This is a genomic window from Paraburkholderia graminis C4D1M (genome assembly GCF_000172415.1).
Taxonomy (GTDB): Bacteria; Pseudomonadota; Gammaproteobacteria; order Burkholderiales; family Burkholderiaceae; genus Paraburkholderia; species Paraburkholderia graminis.
The window spans coordinates 99,489-115,242 of the sequence record NZ_ABLD01000005.1 but is presented as its reverse complement, the minus strand read 5'-3'; the positions used below and the strand labels follow the sequence as shown (position 1 = coordinate 115,242).

Sequence of the window (15,754 nt, the reverse complement as noted above, 5' to 3'; positions counted from 1 at the left end):
GCGATCAGCAGCGGCTTCCTCACAGCATCTCAAACGTGTTGACGAGCGCGGCACGATCGCGCTCGCGGCGCCGCAATGCGGTGAGCGGTTGCGAGGCGCGCACTTGCCGCGTGAGACCGATGAACGGCACGCCATGCTCGAGATACGGACCTTCCGTCTTGCGAAAGCCGAACTGCTCGTAGAACTCGCGCAAACTGAGCGGCGCGCTCACGCGTGCGGCGTGTCCCGGCCAACGCTCGGCAATGGCCTGCAATACGCGCTCCATTAGCATTTCCGCCGTGCCGTCGCCGCGCCGCAGCGGACTCGTCAGCACCTTGTCGATCATGATGTCGGGATCTTCCGCATCGCCGGGCTGCACACGGGCGTACGCAAGAATCGGCATCGGCCGCGCCATGTCTTCGACGGCGAACACATGCAGCGAAGTTTCGTCGCGTCCATCGGCATCGAGGCACACATGCGATTGCTCGACGACGAACACTGCGCTGCGCGCCCGCAAGATCAGGTACAGCTCGCGTGCAGAAAGCTGCTCGAATTCCAGCGTTTTCCAGTTCATCACGTTCCCCAGCGGATTCTTTAATGTTCGGTGCGGCGAGCGCACAGGTTGCCCTCGCGGGCCTCGCACGATTGGCGGGCCGGTTTTGACGCCTACACGGTAAGGCCGCCGTACGGCTGTTTCCGTTCGCCATCGCACTCACGCTGGAGGTTGCCGAATCTTCATACGAGGCACCGATAACGCGGCGCGAACGGAGACGCTGCACGTCGGATAGTGACGGCCTTAAAGTTGCTGAGTGATGCGCGCCACGCGATCGGAAACGTGGACATCGCAAGCAAAATAGACGGCGACGACAGCGTTGTTTCGCTGACGCTACATTTCGCTGATTCGCACGGTGCCGCGACAACGGCGCATAGACATGGCCGCGAGGCTCGTTCGGCTCTCGCGAAATCGGAGTCGAACGCGGCGCGCACGGCACCCGACTTCGCGCCGCGTATCACCGACGTGCCGGTGTTCTTCCTCGGCACCTGTCGGACGAATACCGATCCCGTCAGCCGGAGAAGCAGCGAAGCGCAACCACAACACGCCTTCGAGCCGGCCCGCGACGCACGCATGAACATGCTGCGCGCGAGCAGGACAATGGCGTACGAATCGGACACGTTCTATGCGCTAGCCGACGAGCACGGTCGTGCTCATCTGGCCACACGTCGCATTGGCGAATTTCGACTATGCGAATGACGCGGCCCGCGCGCCCACTACAGACGTCTGGCCATTTTCAACTAATAAGGGCATCACTCATCACCACGCGTGGCGCCCTGCCCGACGCGATCCCACTCTCGCCACCCACATCACAAAGCGCGGGCTGTTGCGTGCGCATCCATCATTCAGCTTTAAAGCGGATGCAACACTTGCGGCACGGGCCGCCGAAGTCCGCGCGCCCGATGACGCATCCGCCACTTCTACGGATAGCCGTACCATCTACCCGCCATTTGCCCGCGATGTCTTCGCGAAGCGCGTAAAACCTCGCGCTGCGCGAACCCATTGGTCGGGCTGCGCCCATCACTGTCGCTTTTTTTGCGACTCCTGACAGCCATAAATGATGAACCGTGCGGCAACCGACGCAAGCGGTTGAACACATCTGAATCAATTCCGGCACATCGCGGACACCGCGCCAAAAGGCGCTCACAAAGCGCGGAACAACCCTGGCGCTCCAATCGCAAAACCGCCGCCACGCGCAGCGAACTCAATTGGATCAAGCACTTGGCCCGTATAAAAAGACCATCGCGCGCAGGCTCGACGCAAACGTCGGATGTACAGAATTGAAACAAAAAGGCGCGCGCAGGGGGTTTATTTCGCCCGCCCGTCGTCGCTGCGCCGCACCAGTCACGCTTTCCCCTATGGTTGGCACAGTCCTCGCTAATACAAGGACGCAACACCGCGGCGCCGTGAGGACGACCACAACGGCGGCGGCGCACCAACCAATACGGGGCCGACTCTGTTCACCCTGCGCTGACTGCAATGCAGAGCGCGCGTTATCAAAGGGTGCAGGAATCGGATCAAAAACAGGAAGACGCGAGACCCGCGGCTTCACGCGAGGACCGATCATGTTGACACTTCAATCAGATCTGCACGGAAACCATTTGCTCGGCGCATTGCCGTCTCACGAATGGCAAGCGCTTGCTCCGCACCTCGAACTGGTTCATCTGCGCACGGAACAGTTGCTCTGCGATTCCGGCCAACGCATTCATCACGTGTACTTCCCGACGACCGCGATCATTTCGATGCTGTCGACGATGGAAGACGGCAGCTCCGTCGAAATCGCCGCGGTCGGACGCGAAGGCATGACCGGCGTGCCCGTGCTCACGGGCGGCGAAACCATGCCGAACCGCGTGCAGGTGCAATGTGCGGGCTTCGCGTATCGCATGAGCGCGCAGGCCCTCAAGCAGCAATTCGCCCGCTCCGACTTCCTGCGCCGTCTGATGCTGCTCTACATGCACGCGCTTCTCACGCAAGTCGCGCAGACCGCGGCATGCAACCGCCATCACGCACTGAACAAGCAGTTGTGTCGGTGGCTGCTGATCGAAGTCGACCGTGTTGCGTCGAACGATCTGACGGTGACGCAGCAATTGATCGCCGACATGCTCGGCGTGCGCCGCGAGGGCATCACCGAGGCAGCCGGCAAGCTGCACGACGAAGGCCTGATTCACCATAGCCGCGGACACATCAAGGTGCTCGACCGCAAGGGGCTCGAAGCGCGCGCGTGCGAATGCTACGGCCTCGTCAAGCGCGAATTCGATCGCCTGCTGCCGCGCCTGCGCCAGGCCGAAACCGTCGAATAACACGCGGCGCGATTGCCGTCCTCGCAGAGTCGATAATGTTCAGGAATACTGCGCGATGCCTCGACGCATTCCTCGTGATTGCGGGAGGCCTGCTCGCCCACTGGATGCGCTTTGCCACGCTCGCCGCTTTGCCGGACACCGAACGCCTGCTGATTGCCTTCAACTGCGTGCTGGTGCTGTTGTTGTTTCCCGGCTTCGGCGTGTATGAAACATGGCGCGGCAAGCCGTTGACGGCGATGCTCGCACGCGTGGCCGCGGCGTGGCTCGCGGTCGTCGCTGCCGCGTTGCTGCTCGCCTTCACGCTGCATCGCATGGATGCGGTGTCGCGGCTGTGGTTCGTCTACTCGACGTTGATCTCGGGCGCGTTGATCGTCGCGACGAAGTGCGCGGTGCATGTGGCGTTGCGCAGTGTTCGCCGGCGCGGCATGAATTTCCGCACCATTGCGATTGTCGGCGCACCTGGCTTTGCGCGCACGCTCCTCGCGCATCTCGAGCATGCGCCGCAAGCGGGCTTCAGGCCGGTTTGCGTGTTCGACACAAGCGTGGACAGCAGCGTTGAACGGGCAGCGTATGGCGCGCGGCTTAATCGTCTGCCGGTGCTGACCGACCTGACTGCATTCGCCGCCAAAGTGCGCGACGAGCGCGTGAACGAAGTCTGGCTCGCGCTGCCGCTCTCGGAAGAACGCACGATCTATCGCTTTCAGCGCATGTTCAGGCATGACTTCGTGAACCTGCGTTTTATTCCTGACGTACGCAGCCTCTCGCTTTTCAACCACTCGCTCGTCGATGTGGTCGGTTTGCCCACGCTAAGTCTCGGCGCGCCGTCGCTCTCGCCGCCGCAGATGTGGCCGAAGCTGATCTTCGACCGGCTCTTCGCCGCAGGTGCGCTCGTCGCGCTCGCGCCGGTGTTCATCGTGCTCGCGACGGCGATCAAGCTCACGTCGCCGGGGCCCGTGTTCTTTCGCCAGACGCGCAAGGGCGCCGACGGCGAGCCGTTCTCGATCTACAAATTCCGTTCGATGACCGTGCATCATGAAGCGCAGGGTCAGGTCACGCAGGCCACGCGTCACGACGCGCGCGTGACGAAGCTCGGCGCGTTCATGCGCCGCACGAGCCTCGACGAGCTGCCGCAGTTTCTCAATGTGCTGCTCGGACAGATGTCGGTGGTGGGCCCGCGTCCGCATGCGCTCGAACACGACGATCTCTACAAGGATCAGGTGTACGGCTACATGCACCGCTACCGCATCAAACCCGGCATCACCGGATGGGCTCAGGTGAACGGCTATCGCGGCGCGACCGCCAAGGTCGAGAAGATGGAAGCGCGCGTGAAGTTCGATCTCTTCTATATCCACAACTGGTCGTTCTGGTTCGACATGAAGATCGTCTTCATCACGATTTTCAAGGGCTTTATCAGCCGCAACGCGTTCTGATCATGCCGCTACGGACGCCGCTCCTGAAAGTCTCCGTGATCGTGCCGACGTATCGGCGCACCGCCGATCTCGCGCGGTGCCTCGCGGCACTCGACGCACAGGAGCGCCGCGCCGACGAGGTAATCGTGGTCGCGCGTCACGACGATCACGCGACGCTCGACTGGCTGCGTACACGCGAAACCACGCGGCCCGATCCGCGCCGCTGCGTCGTGCTCGTGCATAAGCCGGGCGTCGTGGCCGCTTACAACCTCGGCATCGACAGCGCATGCGGCGACGTGCTCTGCTTCACCGACGACGACGCCGCTCCGCATCCTGACTGGGTCGCGCGAATCGCCCGCGCATTTGGGGGCGATGCATGCCTCGGCGGTCTCGGCGGCCGGGACATCGTGCATGAACGCAACGGTATTCCGCAGGGGCGGAAACCGTGCGTCGGCATCGTGCGATGGTATGGCCGCACGATCGGCAACCATCACATCGGTCATGGCGAGGCGCGTGAGGTCCACGTACTCAACGGAGTGAACATGGCGTTTCGCCGCGAGGCGATCGGCGCGCTGCGTTTCGACGCGCGGCTGCTCGGCAGCGGCGCGCAGGTTCATTGCGAAATGGCCTTCAGCCTCGACGTGCGCCGCCGCGGCTGGACGCTTGTCTACGATCCTGCGCTGCTCGTCGAGCACTTTCCCGCTCAACGCCGCGACGAGGACCCGCGCTTCGTCTTCAACGATACGGCGTTCTATAACGCGTCGTTCAATCTTCGACTCATCATGTGCGAACACCTGACGCCGCCAGGCCGATGGGCGTTCGTCGTTTACTCGACGCTGATCGGCGATCGCGCGGACCCGGGGTTCCTGCGCGCGTTGTCGTTGTCGTTGGCGTTCGAGCGCGGCGGAATGGCGCTTGCGTTTCGCAAATGGCGAGTGGGCTTACGCGCAATGCGCGGAGCGTGGCAGGAAGCGGCGCGCTAACGCCCGCAAGCCGAAGTAATTTGCGTTGCAATAGATAGCCGGTCAAGGGCTGCGCCGCATGAAGGCGCAGCCTTTTTTACGCCACTACAAAAACGCGCTGACGTCCGTCTGAAAGCGCTGCGCCAGCGCCTTCGCGACCTTCTTGCTGATCGCCCGGCGGCCCGCGAGGATATCGCTCACCACCGTCGGCGATGCGATGCCCATCAAATCCTTTTGCCGCAGCCCGTGCGTTTCGAGCAGATGCCGCAACACCTCGCGCGGCTCCGCTTTGGGCAGCGTCACGTTCTGCGCCTTCCAGCTCCGAACCAGGTCCGACACGATCGCGTGAAGATCGGTGAGCGGCTCGTTCTCCTTGCCGTTCAGATGATCGGCAAGGGCACTGGAGAGTTCGACCATCGTCTGATAGTCTTGTTCGTTGCGAATGGGAGTAATGGGCAATTGGGCCTGTAGCGCGGCCCAGCTTCGAGCGATGTCGGGAAAAGAGCCCGGAAGGCGATCGGCATTCATGAGTGTAGAGTCTTCCTCGTCCAAAGGTCGCGCATCGCATGCGTCATCGCGTGACGTACGGATTAACGACTGCCTGTTTTAGTAAATCGCAGCGACGATCCGTGATTGTTTGCGTTACCACGGCGGTTACGATTCGTCGCCTGCGTCGAATATCGCGTATTGAGGCGGCTTATGATCCACGCTGCCGCCTGCCCCCGATAGCCGCTCCGGTGGCATCGCCCGAACGGCTTGTTGATGGTGCTGCCCTGCTGAAACACGAGAGGATCGCCGAGCCGCGAAGCCGGCGAACGCCTCGGCTAATCATCCGCAACTGCTCTGCGCCGCCGGCTCGACCGGCCATCCGGCCGGTTCGGCGAGGCGCTCAGCGTCGATCCGCTGCACGGTTGCGGACTCGCCGCGTAAATGCTCGGAAGCGATCGTGCGCGTGACCTCGGCCATGAACGCGCGACGAAACACGGCCGCCGAAAACCGCTCGGCGTTCGCGCGGCACGCGGCCGACGTGATCTGTTCATGCTGCCGTTCGAACCGGTCGATTGCGTCGAGCATCGACGCGACAGTTTGTGATCCGAAATAAATTCCGGTGGGATGCGCGTCGCCGACGGGCACCACGGTCTCGAGCGACCCGCCCTTGCCGAATGCGATCACCGGCGTGCCGCACGCCTGCGCTTCGAGCGTGACGATGCCGAAATCCTCTTCGGCGGCGAATACGAAAGCTCGCGCGCGCTGCAAGTAGCTCTTGAGCACGCCGATCGGCTGATAGCCGAGTATCGTCACATTCGGCGCGGCCTTCGCGCGAATCGCAGCCATCTCCGGTCCGTCGCCGATCACGATCAGCTTGCGGTGCGGCGTCGCGCTGAACGTCTCGACAATCAGATCGATGCGCTTGTACGGCACCATTCGCGAGGCTGTCAGATAGAACTCTTCTTTATGCGTGCACAATTCGAATTCGTCGACATTGACCGGAGGCGGAATCACGGCGGCGTCGCGCCGATAGGTTTTCATCATGCGCCGCGCGACGAATTGCGAATTCGCGATCAGGCGGTCGACGCCATTCGCCGAATGCGAATCCCAGCCGCGCAGATAATGCAGCAACGCACGCATGAGCCAGGACTTCGGCCCGCGCGTCAAACCGGCTTCGCGCAGATACTCATGCTGCCGGTCCCACGCGTGACGCATCGGCGAATGCACGTAACTTATGTGCGTTTGATCAGGGCCGACGAGCACGCCCTTTGCGACCGTATGCGAACTCGTGATGATCAGATCGTAGTCCGCGAGATCGAACTGCTGGACCGCGAGCGGCATCAACGGCAGATAGGCGTCATAGCGACGGCGCGCGAACGGCAGGCGTTGAATGAAGGAAGTGGTGACGGGTTTGCCGTGCAACGGTCGACGGTCTTCGAGAAAATCCACGAGGCTGAAAAGATCCGCGTCGGGAAAGCATTCGATAATCTGCTCGAGTACCTTCTCCGCGCCGCCAGGTGCGACCAGCCAGTCGTGCACGATCGCAACTCTCATGATCTCCCTATCCTCGTTAACGCCTCCTGGGCATAGCGACGAGTGTAGGTGGCGCGTGCTTTACTGTGCGTGCGCGTGACCACATTCGACGCACGACAGCACGGGAATAATTCATTCGCCGCCATTCGCTTCTTGCGAATGCACGGAACAAATTAATTCGCTTTCCTATGCGCCACGCGTTCGATGTTTCGCTCAGCACGGCAATGCAGCGGCCCGCCGGCGAGCTAATGCTCAGACGGGGCCGCTGAAGCGTGTTTCGGTGAACGGATAAGGAAGGGCCGCAGGTGCCCGCACGATGCGATGCGGGCGTCTGGGTTATTGCTCAGACCTTGCGGTACTCGATGGTCTGTACGCCGGTGTCCGTGCCGAGCAGGCACAGATTCGCGCCACGGCCCGCGAAAAGGCCCACTGTCACGACGCCCGGCCACGCGTTGATATGCGTCTCGAGCGTGCGCGGATCGCTAATGCGCAGACCTTTGACGTCGATGATTTCGTTGCCGTTATCGGTGATGAACGGCGTGCCCTCTTTCGTCACACGCACGACCGGCACACCGCCGAGCGCGGTCACGCGGCGGCCGATCGCGGTGCGCGCCATCGGCACGACTTCGATCGGCAGCGGGAAGTTGCCGAGCGTGTCGACGAGCTTGCTGGCGTCCGCGATACAGACGAATACGTCCGACACCGACGCGACGATTTTCTCGCGCGTAAGCGCACCGCCGCCGCCCTTAATCATCGCGCCGCTGTGATCGATCTCGTCGGCGCCGTCGACATAAACCGGCAGCGAGTCGATCTCGTTCAGATCGAGCACCTTGAAGCCGTGCGATTGCAGGCGCGCGGTGGTGGCGAGCGAACTCGACACCGCGCCGCGATAGCGCGCCTTGTTGGCGGCCAGCGCGTCGATAAAACAGTTCGCGGTGGAGCCGGTGCCGACGCCGATCACCGAACCTCCGGCACGTTGGCGTGGACATATCGGCGGCGGCCTGACCGACCAGTTGCTTGAGTTCGTCTTGAGTCATGAGAATGCGGGCGAGCTGTAAAAGACGCTAGTTTACCGGAGTAAGCACTGGAAACCGGGCGAAATTACTTCTTCACCGCCCGCTGCCTGACGGCCTCGAACAGGCACACGCCGGAAGCTACGGAGACGTTCAGGCTCTCGACCGTGCCCGCCATCGGAATCTGCATGACGATGTCGCAGGTGTCGTGCGTGAGGCGGCGCATGCCCTCGCCTTCGGCGCCCATCACGATCGCAACGGGGCCGTCTAGCTCCGTCTCGTAGAGGCTCTTCTTGGCCTCGCCCGCCGTGCCGACGATCCACACGCCGGCCTCCTTCAGTTCACGCAGCGCGCGCGCGAGGTTCGTCACGGTGATGTACGGCACGGTGTCGGCCGCGCCGCTCGCGACTTTCGCGGCGGTCGCGTTCAGGCCGACCGCGCGGTCGCGCGGCGCGATCACCGCGTGGGCGCCGGCGGCATCGGCGACGCGCAGGCAGGCGCCGAGATTGTGCGGATCGGTCACGCCGTCGAGCACCAGAAGCAGCGGCGAGCCGTTGATGCCGTCGAGCAGTTCCGCGAGATTCTGCGCGAGCGGCATGTCGCCCGCGCGCGCCACCACGCCCTGGTGACGCTCGGTGTGCGCGAGCCCCCACAGACGCGTTTCGTCGGCGGCGATCAGGCGCACGCCCGCTTCCTTCGCCGTGTGCAGAAACTCCGTCATGCGGCGGTCCTTGCGCGTGGCGTCGTAATAAACATCTTCGACGGTCGACGCGTCGTGCCGGATGCGCGCGGTGACTGCATGAAAACCGTATAGAACCTTGTGACGTGCCATGACTGATACAACCTTTGATTGAGCGCAGCGGAGAAGCCGCGCTGCTGTGATGAATACGTGTGCCTGTCCGCGATCGGGCCGGCGCGTTAACTCATTAACTGCCTGATGAAGCGTGCCGAGGCAGTATGAAGCGCCGATCGAGCGCCGATCAAACTCGAACCAAGCGCGGGCTAAACGCGGGCCAAGCGCGGACCAAACGAACACCGCGCGCAACCGGCACGTCTTCACGTACCCGCTGCGCGCGGTTCGAGCGCCGACGCGGGGCGTTAGCGCTTCTTGCGCGCGGTCTGCCTGGACGCCGCCTTGGCCGACGCGCCGCCCTGCTTCTTCGCGGCGCCGCGCGCTTCCTTGACGGCCGCGCTTTGCACCGGCGCGGCCCGCTTGCGGCGCGCGCCCGGCGCTGCCGCGCCGCCTTCGGGCGACGACAACTCGCGCACGCGCGGGCCGCCGTTGTCCGCGGACGACTTGTCTGCCGACACGCTGCGAGCCGGATGCGGCTTGATCGGCGTATCGCGCACGAGGCGGAAGTCGATCTTGCGCGCGTCCAGATCCACGCGGCTCACCTGCACGCGCACGCGATCCGAGAGCCGGTAGCGAATGCCCGTGCGTTCGCCGCGCAGTTCGTTCTTGATTTCGTCGTACTGGAAGTAGTCCGAGCCGAGTTCGGTGACGTGCACGAGGCCTTCGATAAAGAGCGAATCGAGCTGCACGAAGATGCCGAACGACGTGACGCCGTTGACCATGCCGCCATATTCCTCGCCGAGCTTGTCGCGCATGAAGTAGCACTTGAGCCAGGCTTCGACGTCGCGCGATGCTTCGTCGGCGCGGCGCTCGTTAGCCGAGCAATGCAGGCCGAGCTCTTCCCAGATCGCGACGTTGGTGCCGCGCGTGCGGCCGGTTTTTTCGTCGTCGGCCTGCTGCATGGCCCGAGCGCGCGGTGACAGCGCCGTGTTCAACACGACGCCTGCCGGCGGCTCCGGCTGATACTTGCGGCCTTGCAGAATCGCGTAGATGGCGCGGTGCGTGAGCAGGTCGGGATAACGGCGGATCGGACTCGTGAAGTGCGCATACGCCTCATACGCGAGACCGAAGTGGCCGATGTTGTCCGGGCTATAAACCGCCTGCTGCATCGAGCGCAGCAGCATGGTTTGCAGCATCTGCGCGTCGGGCCGGTCGCGGATTTGCGCCATCAGCGCGGCGTAGTCGCTGGCGTGCGGCTTGTCGTTGCCGCCGAGCGTGAGACCCATGCCGCGCAGGAAGGTGCGCAGATTCTCGAGCTTCTCCGCGGTCGGGCCGGCATGCACGCGGAACAGGCCCGGATGCTTGTTGCGCTTCAGCAGGTCGGCAGCGCACACGTTCGCGGCCAGCATGCATTCCTCGATCAGCTTGTGCGCCTCGTTGCGGGTGCGCGGCACGATCTGCTCAATCTTGCCCTGCGCGTTGCAGACGATGTACGTCTCGGTCGTATCGAAGTCGATCGCGCCGCGCTTCTGCCGCGCGGCAAAGAGCGCCTTGTACACGCCGTAGAGGTTCTGCAATTGCGGCAGCAGCGCGGCGCGGCGCGCGGCTTCCGGACCCTTGGTGTTTTTCAGCACCGCCGCGACTTCCGTGTACGTCAGACGCGCAGCCGAATGCATCACACCAGGATAGAACTGATACGCCTTCACTTCGCCGCGCGCCGTGACGATCATGTCGCACACGAGCACGCAACGGTCGACGTTCGGATTGAGCGAGCACAAACCGTTCGACAGTTTCTCCGGCAGCATCGGAATCACGCGGCGCGGAAAATAGACCGATGTGCTGCGCTCGATCGCGTCGGCGTCGATCGCGCTCTTCGGATGCACGTAATGCGACACGTCGGCAATCGCGACGATCAAACGGAAGCCGTCGCCGCGGCCGACCTTGATCGGCTCGCAATACACGGCGTCGTCGAAATCGCGCGCGTCTTCGCCGTCGATCGTGACGAGCGGCACGTCCCGTAGATCGATGCGATGACGCACGTCCGTAGGACGAACTTCGTCGGGAAGCTTCGCGGCTTCGGCAAGCGCGTCGGGGCTGAACTCATGCGGCACGCCGTATTTGCGCACCGCGATTTCGATTTCCATGCCGGGGTCGTCGATATCGCCCAGCACTTCCGCGACGCGGCCAAGCGGCTGCGAATGACGGCTCGGAAAATCGGTCAGCTCGACCACCACCACCTGGCCGACCTTGGCCTTCTTGGTGTTCTGCGTGATGAGGATGTCGTGGCCGATGCGCTTGTCTTCGGGCGCGACGATCAGCGCGCCGTTCTCGTTCAGCAGACGCCCGATCACGCGCTTGTTCGCGCGGTCCGTGACCTCGACGATGTGCCCTTCCGGCCGGCCGCGCCGGTCATAGCCGACGATGCGTGCAAGCACGCGGTCGTTGTGCATGACCTTCTGCATTTCGGCGGTGGGCAGGAAGAGATCGTCCTGGCCGTCGTCGCGAATCAGGAAGCCGTAACCGTCGCGATGACCCTGAACGCGGCCTGCGACGAAGTTCGACGGATGAGTCAGCTGATAGAGATTGCGCTGATCGAGCCGGATCTGGCCGTCGCGCTCCATGGCGCCGAGGCGCTTGAAAAATCCTTCGCGCTCCTGGCGCTTGATGGACAGGGCTTCGGCGATCTCGTTGGCGGCGAGCGGCGTTTCGCTCGTACGCAGGACGCCGAGGATTTCCTCGCGGCTCGGAATCGGATACGGAAATTTGCTCAAGGGCTTGTCGATGATTTTTTCTCGTTGCATGGACGTCGGTCGGCGATCTGGCTCGGCTTAAGAAGCGTTTGCGTGGCGCCTGAATGGCACTTGCTGCTGCACTAAAAGACTCTCTCGGGTCCGGCTTGTTCAAGGCTGAGTCCGACGGGCTTGTGTACCGTGCCAACGAACTACTGCGAGGCATTCTAACACCCGTCTCGCACGCCACGCGGGCCGTCAATAGTCGCCAGGAAGCGTCGCCGGCAAGCCCGCGCGGGCTCGTTTGCGGCGTGTTTAAGCAGCTTTTGAGAAACGCTTGACAGCCTCGATGCTGTCGCTATAATGTCGGTCTTTGCTGTTCATCACCTGCCCAGGTGGCGAAATTGGTAGACGCACTAGGTTCAGGTCCTAGCGGTGGCAACACTGTGGAGGTTCGAGTCCTCTCTTGGGCACCAGGATTCAAAATTGAAGCCGCCTCGGTTCATCGGGCGGCTTCAGTTTTTATGTAGAGCGGTAATGTTGTTTGTTTCGGTTCAAGGCGTGGGTTGGCGGCGGGGATTGACACGCTGCATCATCCCGCTAAAATAGCGGTCTAGCTTCAAGACGTGCCCAGGTGGCGGAATTGGTAGACGCACTAGGTTCAGGTCCTAGCGGTGGCAACACCGTGGAGGTTCGAGTCCTCTCCTGGGCACCAACAGTTGTTCCGGCTTGGTTTTAGCTCAAGCCGAAGAAGTTCGAGAAACCCCGTAAGGTTAAAAACTTTACGGGGTTTTTTGTTTTTACAGGTCTCGGGCGTTGCACCGACATCGGTGATTTTTTGCGTTTAGACGCAATCGGGATGTTGGACCATGCTGGTCAGACGACAACAAAACCTGACTGCTCCGCTATCGACGACCGAGTACGGGCAAGCAGAACTTCCTCGACCTCGGCCTCCACCCGATCTCACGCATCGTTGATGCGCGACGATCGGCCACTACCGCACGCAATCTCGTAAGCGAAGGTACCGATCCGGTCGAACGTCGCCGCGCCGAATCCGAGTCCATCGCCCGCAAACGCGTGGCCGAAGGCGCCTTCCACTTCCATCTCGTGGCCGAGCGCTGGCTCGACTTCAAACGCAAGGAATGGGCGGACGAAACCTACCGGAAAGCGGACTTTGTCGTGCGCGAGTACCTGACTTCCGCACTCCGCAACAAGCCCATCTCGACGCTTGCCACATCTGAGGTCAAGCCCGTACTGGGAGCGATTGCCTCTCATGCGCCCAACCTCGCGACCAAAGCACGCCAGTATGTCGGTGGCATCGTGACGTACGCGGTCCAGAACGGACTGCGCGAAGATGGCGCCGCCTTAACACTGCGCGGCGTTGTGCCCCGCCACAGGAAAGGTCACATACCAGCGATCACCAAACCTGCGGACATCGCTCCGCTGGTTCATGCTATCGATGCCTACAGGTCGCCCATTACCCGCGCCGCCCTCAAGCTCACCATGCTGACTGGCCTTCGCCCCGGCGTGGTTGCCGCAGTCCCGTGGGACGAGGTGAACCTCAAAACAGCAGAATGGCACGTTGCAGCCGAGCGCATGAAAATGCGGCACGATCACATCGTGCCATTGCCGAAGCAGGCGGTCGCCATCTTGAAAGAAGTGCAATCACTCACGGGCAAGGGGCACTATGTCTTTCCGTCCCCTGCCCGTCAAAAGACTCCGCATTTACATCGAGACGCATTGAGCAAGGCACTACGGGACATGGGTTTTCAAGGGAAACACGCGACGCACGGTTTCCGGGGCATGCTCCGCACGGTCGGACGAGAGCGACTCGGGATGGACATCGATGTACTCGAAGCGCAACTGGCACACGCCAAGCGTGGCGATGTGCAAAAGGCCTACGATAGAACAACTTTTGACGATGATCGTCGCCGGGTCATGCGGGAGTGGGCCGACTATATCGATCGGTTAAGCATGCCAACGACAGAAGCAGGATCAAGCACGCAGCGCTGAAGACCACACCCACTTCATTGTCAATCTATCGGCTGCAACCTTACCTGGACAAGGATGCAGCTAGCTCATAAATCGACGATACCGCCAACGATACCGAAAAATACCACCGGCACTTTCCGCCGCTCCGCGGACCGCAGCGGAGGCTCAGTTCCAACTCTGTTAAATCCATCTCGAAGACGAGGCAGTTCGAGAACATTGGTGTCGGCAGTACCGTCATCGATACCGTCTAGCATTCTCCAACGCGGTCTGACCAAAGCCGCCCAGTGCCAAGGGCCTCACTCACAGAGCCTGATCCTTGGGAAATCTCCTGCTGCCCGGTCTGCTGAGTTATGCGACAACCGAATAGTGATTTGGCAACGTACGAAACATGACCCGGCACAACAACTCTTCCTTCGTGGACGTACCGTAGGCCTCATCGACGAGTTGATGCGACAGTCTGAGCCGGACTGCGCTGTTCGGGCCATCATCATCGCGGTTACCTCCACGCAGAATCCACGCGACGAACTCGAGCAAGTTCTTCTGTCGCACCCCGGGCTCTCCTTTTTAGCACCGTAAGATAAATACTGGACCGACGACGAATTGCGCAAATCGGGCAACAGCATCACGACGCTCCACGACGCCGCAAACGACAAACCCGGCCGAAGCCGGGTCTGGTCATCAAGATCGAAGCTGATAGTTCAAGGTTGATAGTCTTCAAATTCCCAGCCGCCGAATCGACTCAGCTTCAACGCCAAGCCATGCCAATCGTCCGCAGTGCAACTTTCCACATATCGGCTTATGGCCGACTCGATCTCAGCTAAGTCGTACTCAAACACGATCAGCATATGGCGTCCCCACACGGCCTTACGATCCGAGTACTTGGCTTTAATCCAGTCTGGGGTGCAGACCATGGTCTGAAACAGGTCGGCACCCTTTTCGTTTTCCGGGCCAATTTGCAGCTCGACCAAGAAACCAAAGCAGGCTTCGTCTTCGGGCCAGTAGGTCCGTAGCTCAACATCGGGGGAAGAAATGCCCTTTAGCTTGGCTCGCATCATGGCCCCGTGATGTTCAAATGACCATTATTCTGCCACGCTCCGCTTGGCACACTCCGCGACTGGAAATTAGCTTGCACTCCGGTCGTAGCGTAGGAGCTATTGGGCTTCGGTGAAGGTGGACGATACTGCCGCAGGCCGTCCGCGCTGATCAGCGTACTTCCGTCTGTCTGGGACACCCGATAACCCGGACCAACCCAGTCTTGCCCAAGCACGTTGGCATCTGCGGTCGACGCTTCGCCTAATGCAAAATTGCCTTTGCCAGTAGCCGCATCACGCAACATACCAATCTGTTCTCCCGCCGTCAGACCGCCACTGTTTGTGGCGCTATTTACACCTCCTTTCGTGTTGTCATTGTTCCCACTTTTGGTTGAATCGCCGCTGGTCCCACTATCGCTCCCAGGACCGGTAGAAAAGATGGCTCCAATGCTGGGCAAGGAAAACGACGTAGGTACCGGCACGATTACAAACGTACAGTCACCGTATGGTACGCAGACCGGAATAGGTGTTCCGGCCAGGGTAAAGCCGCTGGCGTGTTGTCCCTGCGAGCCACCGCTTAGGTCGTCATCGTTGTTGCCTGGGTGATCTGGCAACTGCGGCAGGTTGTTCCCGGAATCGTCCTTTGAACTGCCCGTTGCACTCGCGACATAGCCGATTGCAGCGATCTTCGCCGGCGCGGGCAACATTGCGCTACAAAAAGAACTCTGCAGACAAGCCTTGAGGATGTCAGCGGTATGTTTCTCGGAGTTGTTAGTCGCTTCGTTTTCGGCCCAAGTTGCTCCGGCTTGCGCGTCGCCGCCTGCAAGGCCGGCGGCGACGCCACCCGTCAAGACGGACAGAGCCGTCACGACTGCGGCCTGGCCCTCAGTAAGCGGTGCCCCGGTCGGATCCATCGCGATGATTGCAAGCGGCGACAACGTCGCACTTGTGGCCGCTCCAATAGCTCCGCC

General features: G+C 61.8%; 11 protein-coding genes, 2 tRNA genes and 2 pseudogenes. 7 read left to right on the top strand and 8 right to left on the bottom strand.

Going from position 1 to position 15,754, the window contains the following annotated elements:
• Positions 1–19: 19 nt before the first annotated feature.
• Positions 20–553: a GNAT family N-acetyltransferase gene (locus tag BGRAMDRAFT_RS10805; protein ID WP_006048768.1), complete on the bottom strand. Its 534-nt coding sequence runs from the start codon at positions 551–553 to the stop codon at positions 20–22.
• A 1,544-nt stretch (positions 554–2,097) separates the two neighbouring features.
• Between BGRAMDRAFT_RS10805 and BGRAMDRAFT_RS10795 the strand changes: the two genes are divergently transcribed.
• The 3 genes from BGRAMDRAFT_RS10795 to BGRAMDRAFT_RS10785 are packed head-to-tail and all read left to right on the top strand — an operon-like array spanning position 2,098 to position 5,224.
• Positions 2,098–2,832: a Crp/Fnr family transcriptional regulator gene (locus tag BGRAMDRAFT_RS10795; protein ID WP_006048767.1), complete on the top strand. Its 735-nt coding sequence runs from the start codon at positions 2,098–2,100 to the stop codon at positions 2,830–2,832.
• A 35-nt stretch (positions 2,833–2,867) separates the two neighbouring features.
• Positions 2,868–4,262 (top strand): undecaprenyl-phosphate glucose phosphotransferase, encoded by a 1,395-nt coding sequence (locus BGRAMDRAFT_RS10790; protein WP_006048766.1) that lies wholly within the window; start codon positions 2,868–2,870, stop codon positions 4,260–4,262.
• A gap of 2 nt (positions 4,263–4,264) precedes the next feature.
• Entirely contained in the window at positions 4,265–5,224 is a 960-nt protein-coding gene (locus tag BGRAMDRAFT_RS10785) for a glycosyltransferase family 2 protein (protein ID WP_006048765.1), read from the top strand.
• A gap of 84 nt (positions 5,225–5,308) precedes the next feature.
• Here BGRAMDRAFT_RS10785 and BGRAMDRAFT_RS10780 read toward each other — a convergent pair whose 3' ends face one another.
• The 5 genes and pseudogenes from BGRAMDRAFT_RS10780 to rnr all read right to left on the bottom strand — a co-directional run bounded on the left by BGRAMDRAFT_RS10780 (position 5,309) and on the right by rnr (position 11,832).
• Entirely contained in the window at positions 5,309–5,731 is a 423-nt protein-coding gene (locus BGRAMDRAFT_RS10780) for a helix-turn-helix domain-containing protein (RefSeq protein ID WP_006048764.1), read from the bottom strand.
• 300 nt (positions 5,732–6,031) lie between these two features.
• Positions 6,032–7,246, bottom strand: coding sequence for a glycosyltransferase family 4 protein (locus BGRAMDRAFT_RS10775; RefSeq protein ID WP_006048763.1), 1,215 nt, complete (start codon positions 7,244–7,246; stop codon positions 6,032–6,034).
• A gap of 322 nt (positions 7,247–7,568) precedes the next feature.
• Positions 7,569–8,262 (bottom strand): annotated as a pseudogene (rpiA, locus tag BGRAMDRAFT_RS10770) (ribose-5-phosphate isomerase RpiA).
• A gap of 64 nt (positions 8,263–8,326) precedes the next feature.
• The gene (gene rlmB, locus BGRAMDRAFT_RS10765; protein WP_006048761.1) at positions 8,327–9,070 is read right to left on the bottom strand and encodes a 23S rRNA (guanosine(2251)-2'-O)-methyltransferase RlmB; all 744 of its coding nucleotides are present in this window, start codon (positions 9,068–9,070) and stop codon (positions 8,327–8,329) included.
• 266 nt (positions 9,071–9,336) lie between these two features.
• Positions 9,337–11,832 (bottom strand): ribonuclease R, encoded by a 2,496-nt coding sequence (rnr, locus tag BGRAMDRAFT_RS10760; protein ID WP_006048760.1) that lies wholly within the window; start codon positions 11,830–11,832, stop codon positions 9,337–9,339.
• A gap of 317 nt (positions 11,833–12,149) precedes the next feature.
• On the opposite strand from rnr, the gene BGRAMDRAFT_RS10755 reads away from it, so the two are divergent.
• The 4 genes and pseudogenes from BGRAMDRAFT_RS10755 to BGRAMDRAFT_RS10745 all read left to right on the top strand — a co-directional run bounded on the left by BGRAMDRAFT_RS10755 (position 12,150) and on the right by BGRAMDRAFT_RS10745 (position 13,773).
• Positions 12,150–12,236: transfer RNA gene (locus BGRAMDRAFT_RS10755), tRNA-Leu, on the top strand.
• A 152-nt stretch (positions 12,237–12,388) separates the two neighbouring features.
• Positions 12,389–12,475, top strand: a tRNA-Leu gene (locus BGRAMDRAFT_RS10750).
• Between the two features lie 182 nt (positions 12,476–12,657).
• A pseudogene (locus BGRAMDRAFT_RS35925) lies at positions 12,658–12,801 on the top strand (integrase arm-type DNA-binding domain-containing protein); the annotation flags it as partial.
• 36 nt (positions 12,802–12,837) lie between these two features.
• Complete coding sequence (locus BGRAMDRAFT_RS10745; protein ID WP_006048759.1) at positions 12,838–13,773, top strand: tyrosine-type recombinase/integrase; 936 nt, start codon at positions 12,838–12,840, stop codon at positions 13,771–13,773.
• 677 nt (positions 13,774–14,450) lie between these two features.
• On the opposite strand, the gene BGRAMDRAFT_RS10735 is transcribed toward BGRAMDRAFT_RS10745, so the two are convergent.
• Positions 14,451–14,807, bottom strand: a complete 357-nt coding sequence (locus BGRAMDRAFT_RS10735) for an immunity 8 family protein (RefSeq protein WP_006048757.1) — start codon at positions 14,805–14,807, stop codon at positions 14,451–14,453.
• Positions 14,804–15,697: a VENN motif pre-toxin domain-containing protein gene (locus BGRAMDRAFT_RS36235; protein ID WP_409372908.1), complete on the bottom strand. Its 894-nt coding sequence runs from the start codon at positions 15,695–15,697 to the stop codon at positions 14,804–14,806. The genes BGRAMDRAFT_RS10735 and BGRAMDRAFT_RS36235 overlap by 4 nt, the downstream gene beginning before the upstream one ends.
• Positions 15,698–15,754 lie beyond the last annotated feature (57 nt).

Coding starts and splice junctions, on each gene's coding strand:
- BGRAMDRAFT_RS10785 (WP_006048765.1), top strand. CDS start 4,265: ATGCCGCTACGGACGCCGCTCCTGAAAGTCTCCGTGATCGTGCCGACG.
- BGRAMDRAFT_RS10805 (WP_006048768.1), bottom strand. CDS start 553: ATGAACTGGAAAACGCTGGAATTCGAGCAGCTTTCTGCACGCGAGCTG.
- rnr (WP_006048760.1), bottom strand. CDS start 11,832: ATGCAACGAGAAAAAATCATCGACAAGCCCTTGAGCAAATTTCCGTAT.
- BGRAMDRAFT_RS10735 (WP_006048757.1), bottom strand. CDS start 14,807: ATGATGCGAGCCAAGCTAAAGGGCATTTCTTCCCCCGATGTTGAGCTA.
- BGRAMDRAFT_RS10795 (WP_006048767.1), top strand. CDS start 2,098: ATGTTGACACTTCAATCAGATCTGCACGGAAACCATTTGCTCGGCGCA.
- BGRAMDRAFT_RS10775 (WP_006048763.1), bottom strand. CDS start 7,246: ATGAGAGTTGCGATCGTGCACGACTGGCTGGTCGCACCTGGCGGCGCG.
- BGRAMDRAFT_RS36235 (WP_409372908.1), bottom strand. CDS start 15,697: ATGGATCCGACCGGGGCACCGCTTACTGAGGGCCAGGCCGCAGTCGTG.
- BGRAMDRAFT_RS10790 (WP_006048766.1), top strand. CDS start 2,868: ATGTTCAGGAATACTGCGCGATGCCTCGACGCATTCCTCGTGATTGCG.
- rlmB (WP_006048761.1), bottom strand. CDS start 9,070: ATGGCACGTCACAAGGTTCTATACGGTTTTCATGCAGTCACCGCGCGC.
- BGRAMDRAFT_RS10780 (WP_006048764.1), bottom strand. CDS start 5,731: ATGAATGCCGATCGCCTTCCGGGCTCTTTTCCCGACATCGCTCGAAGC.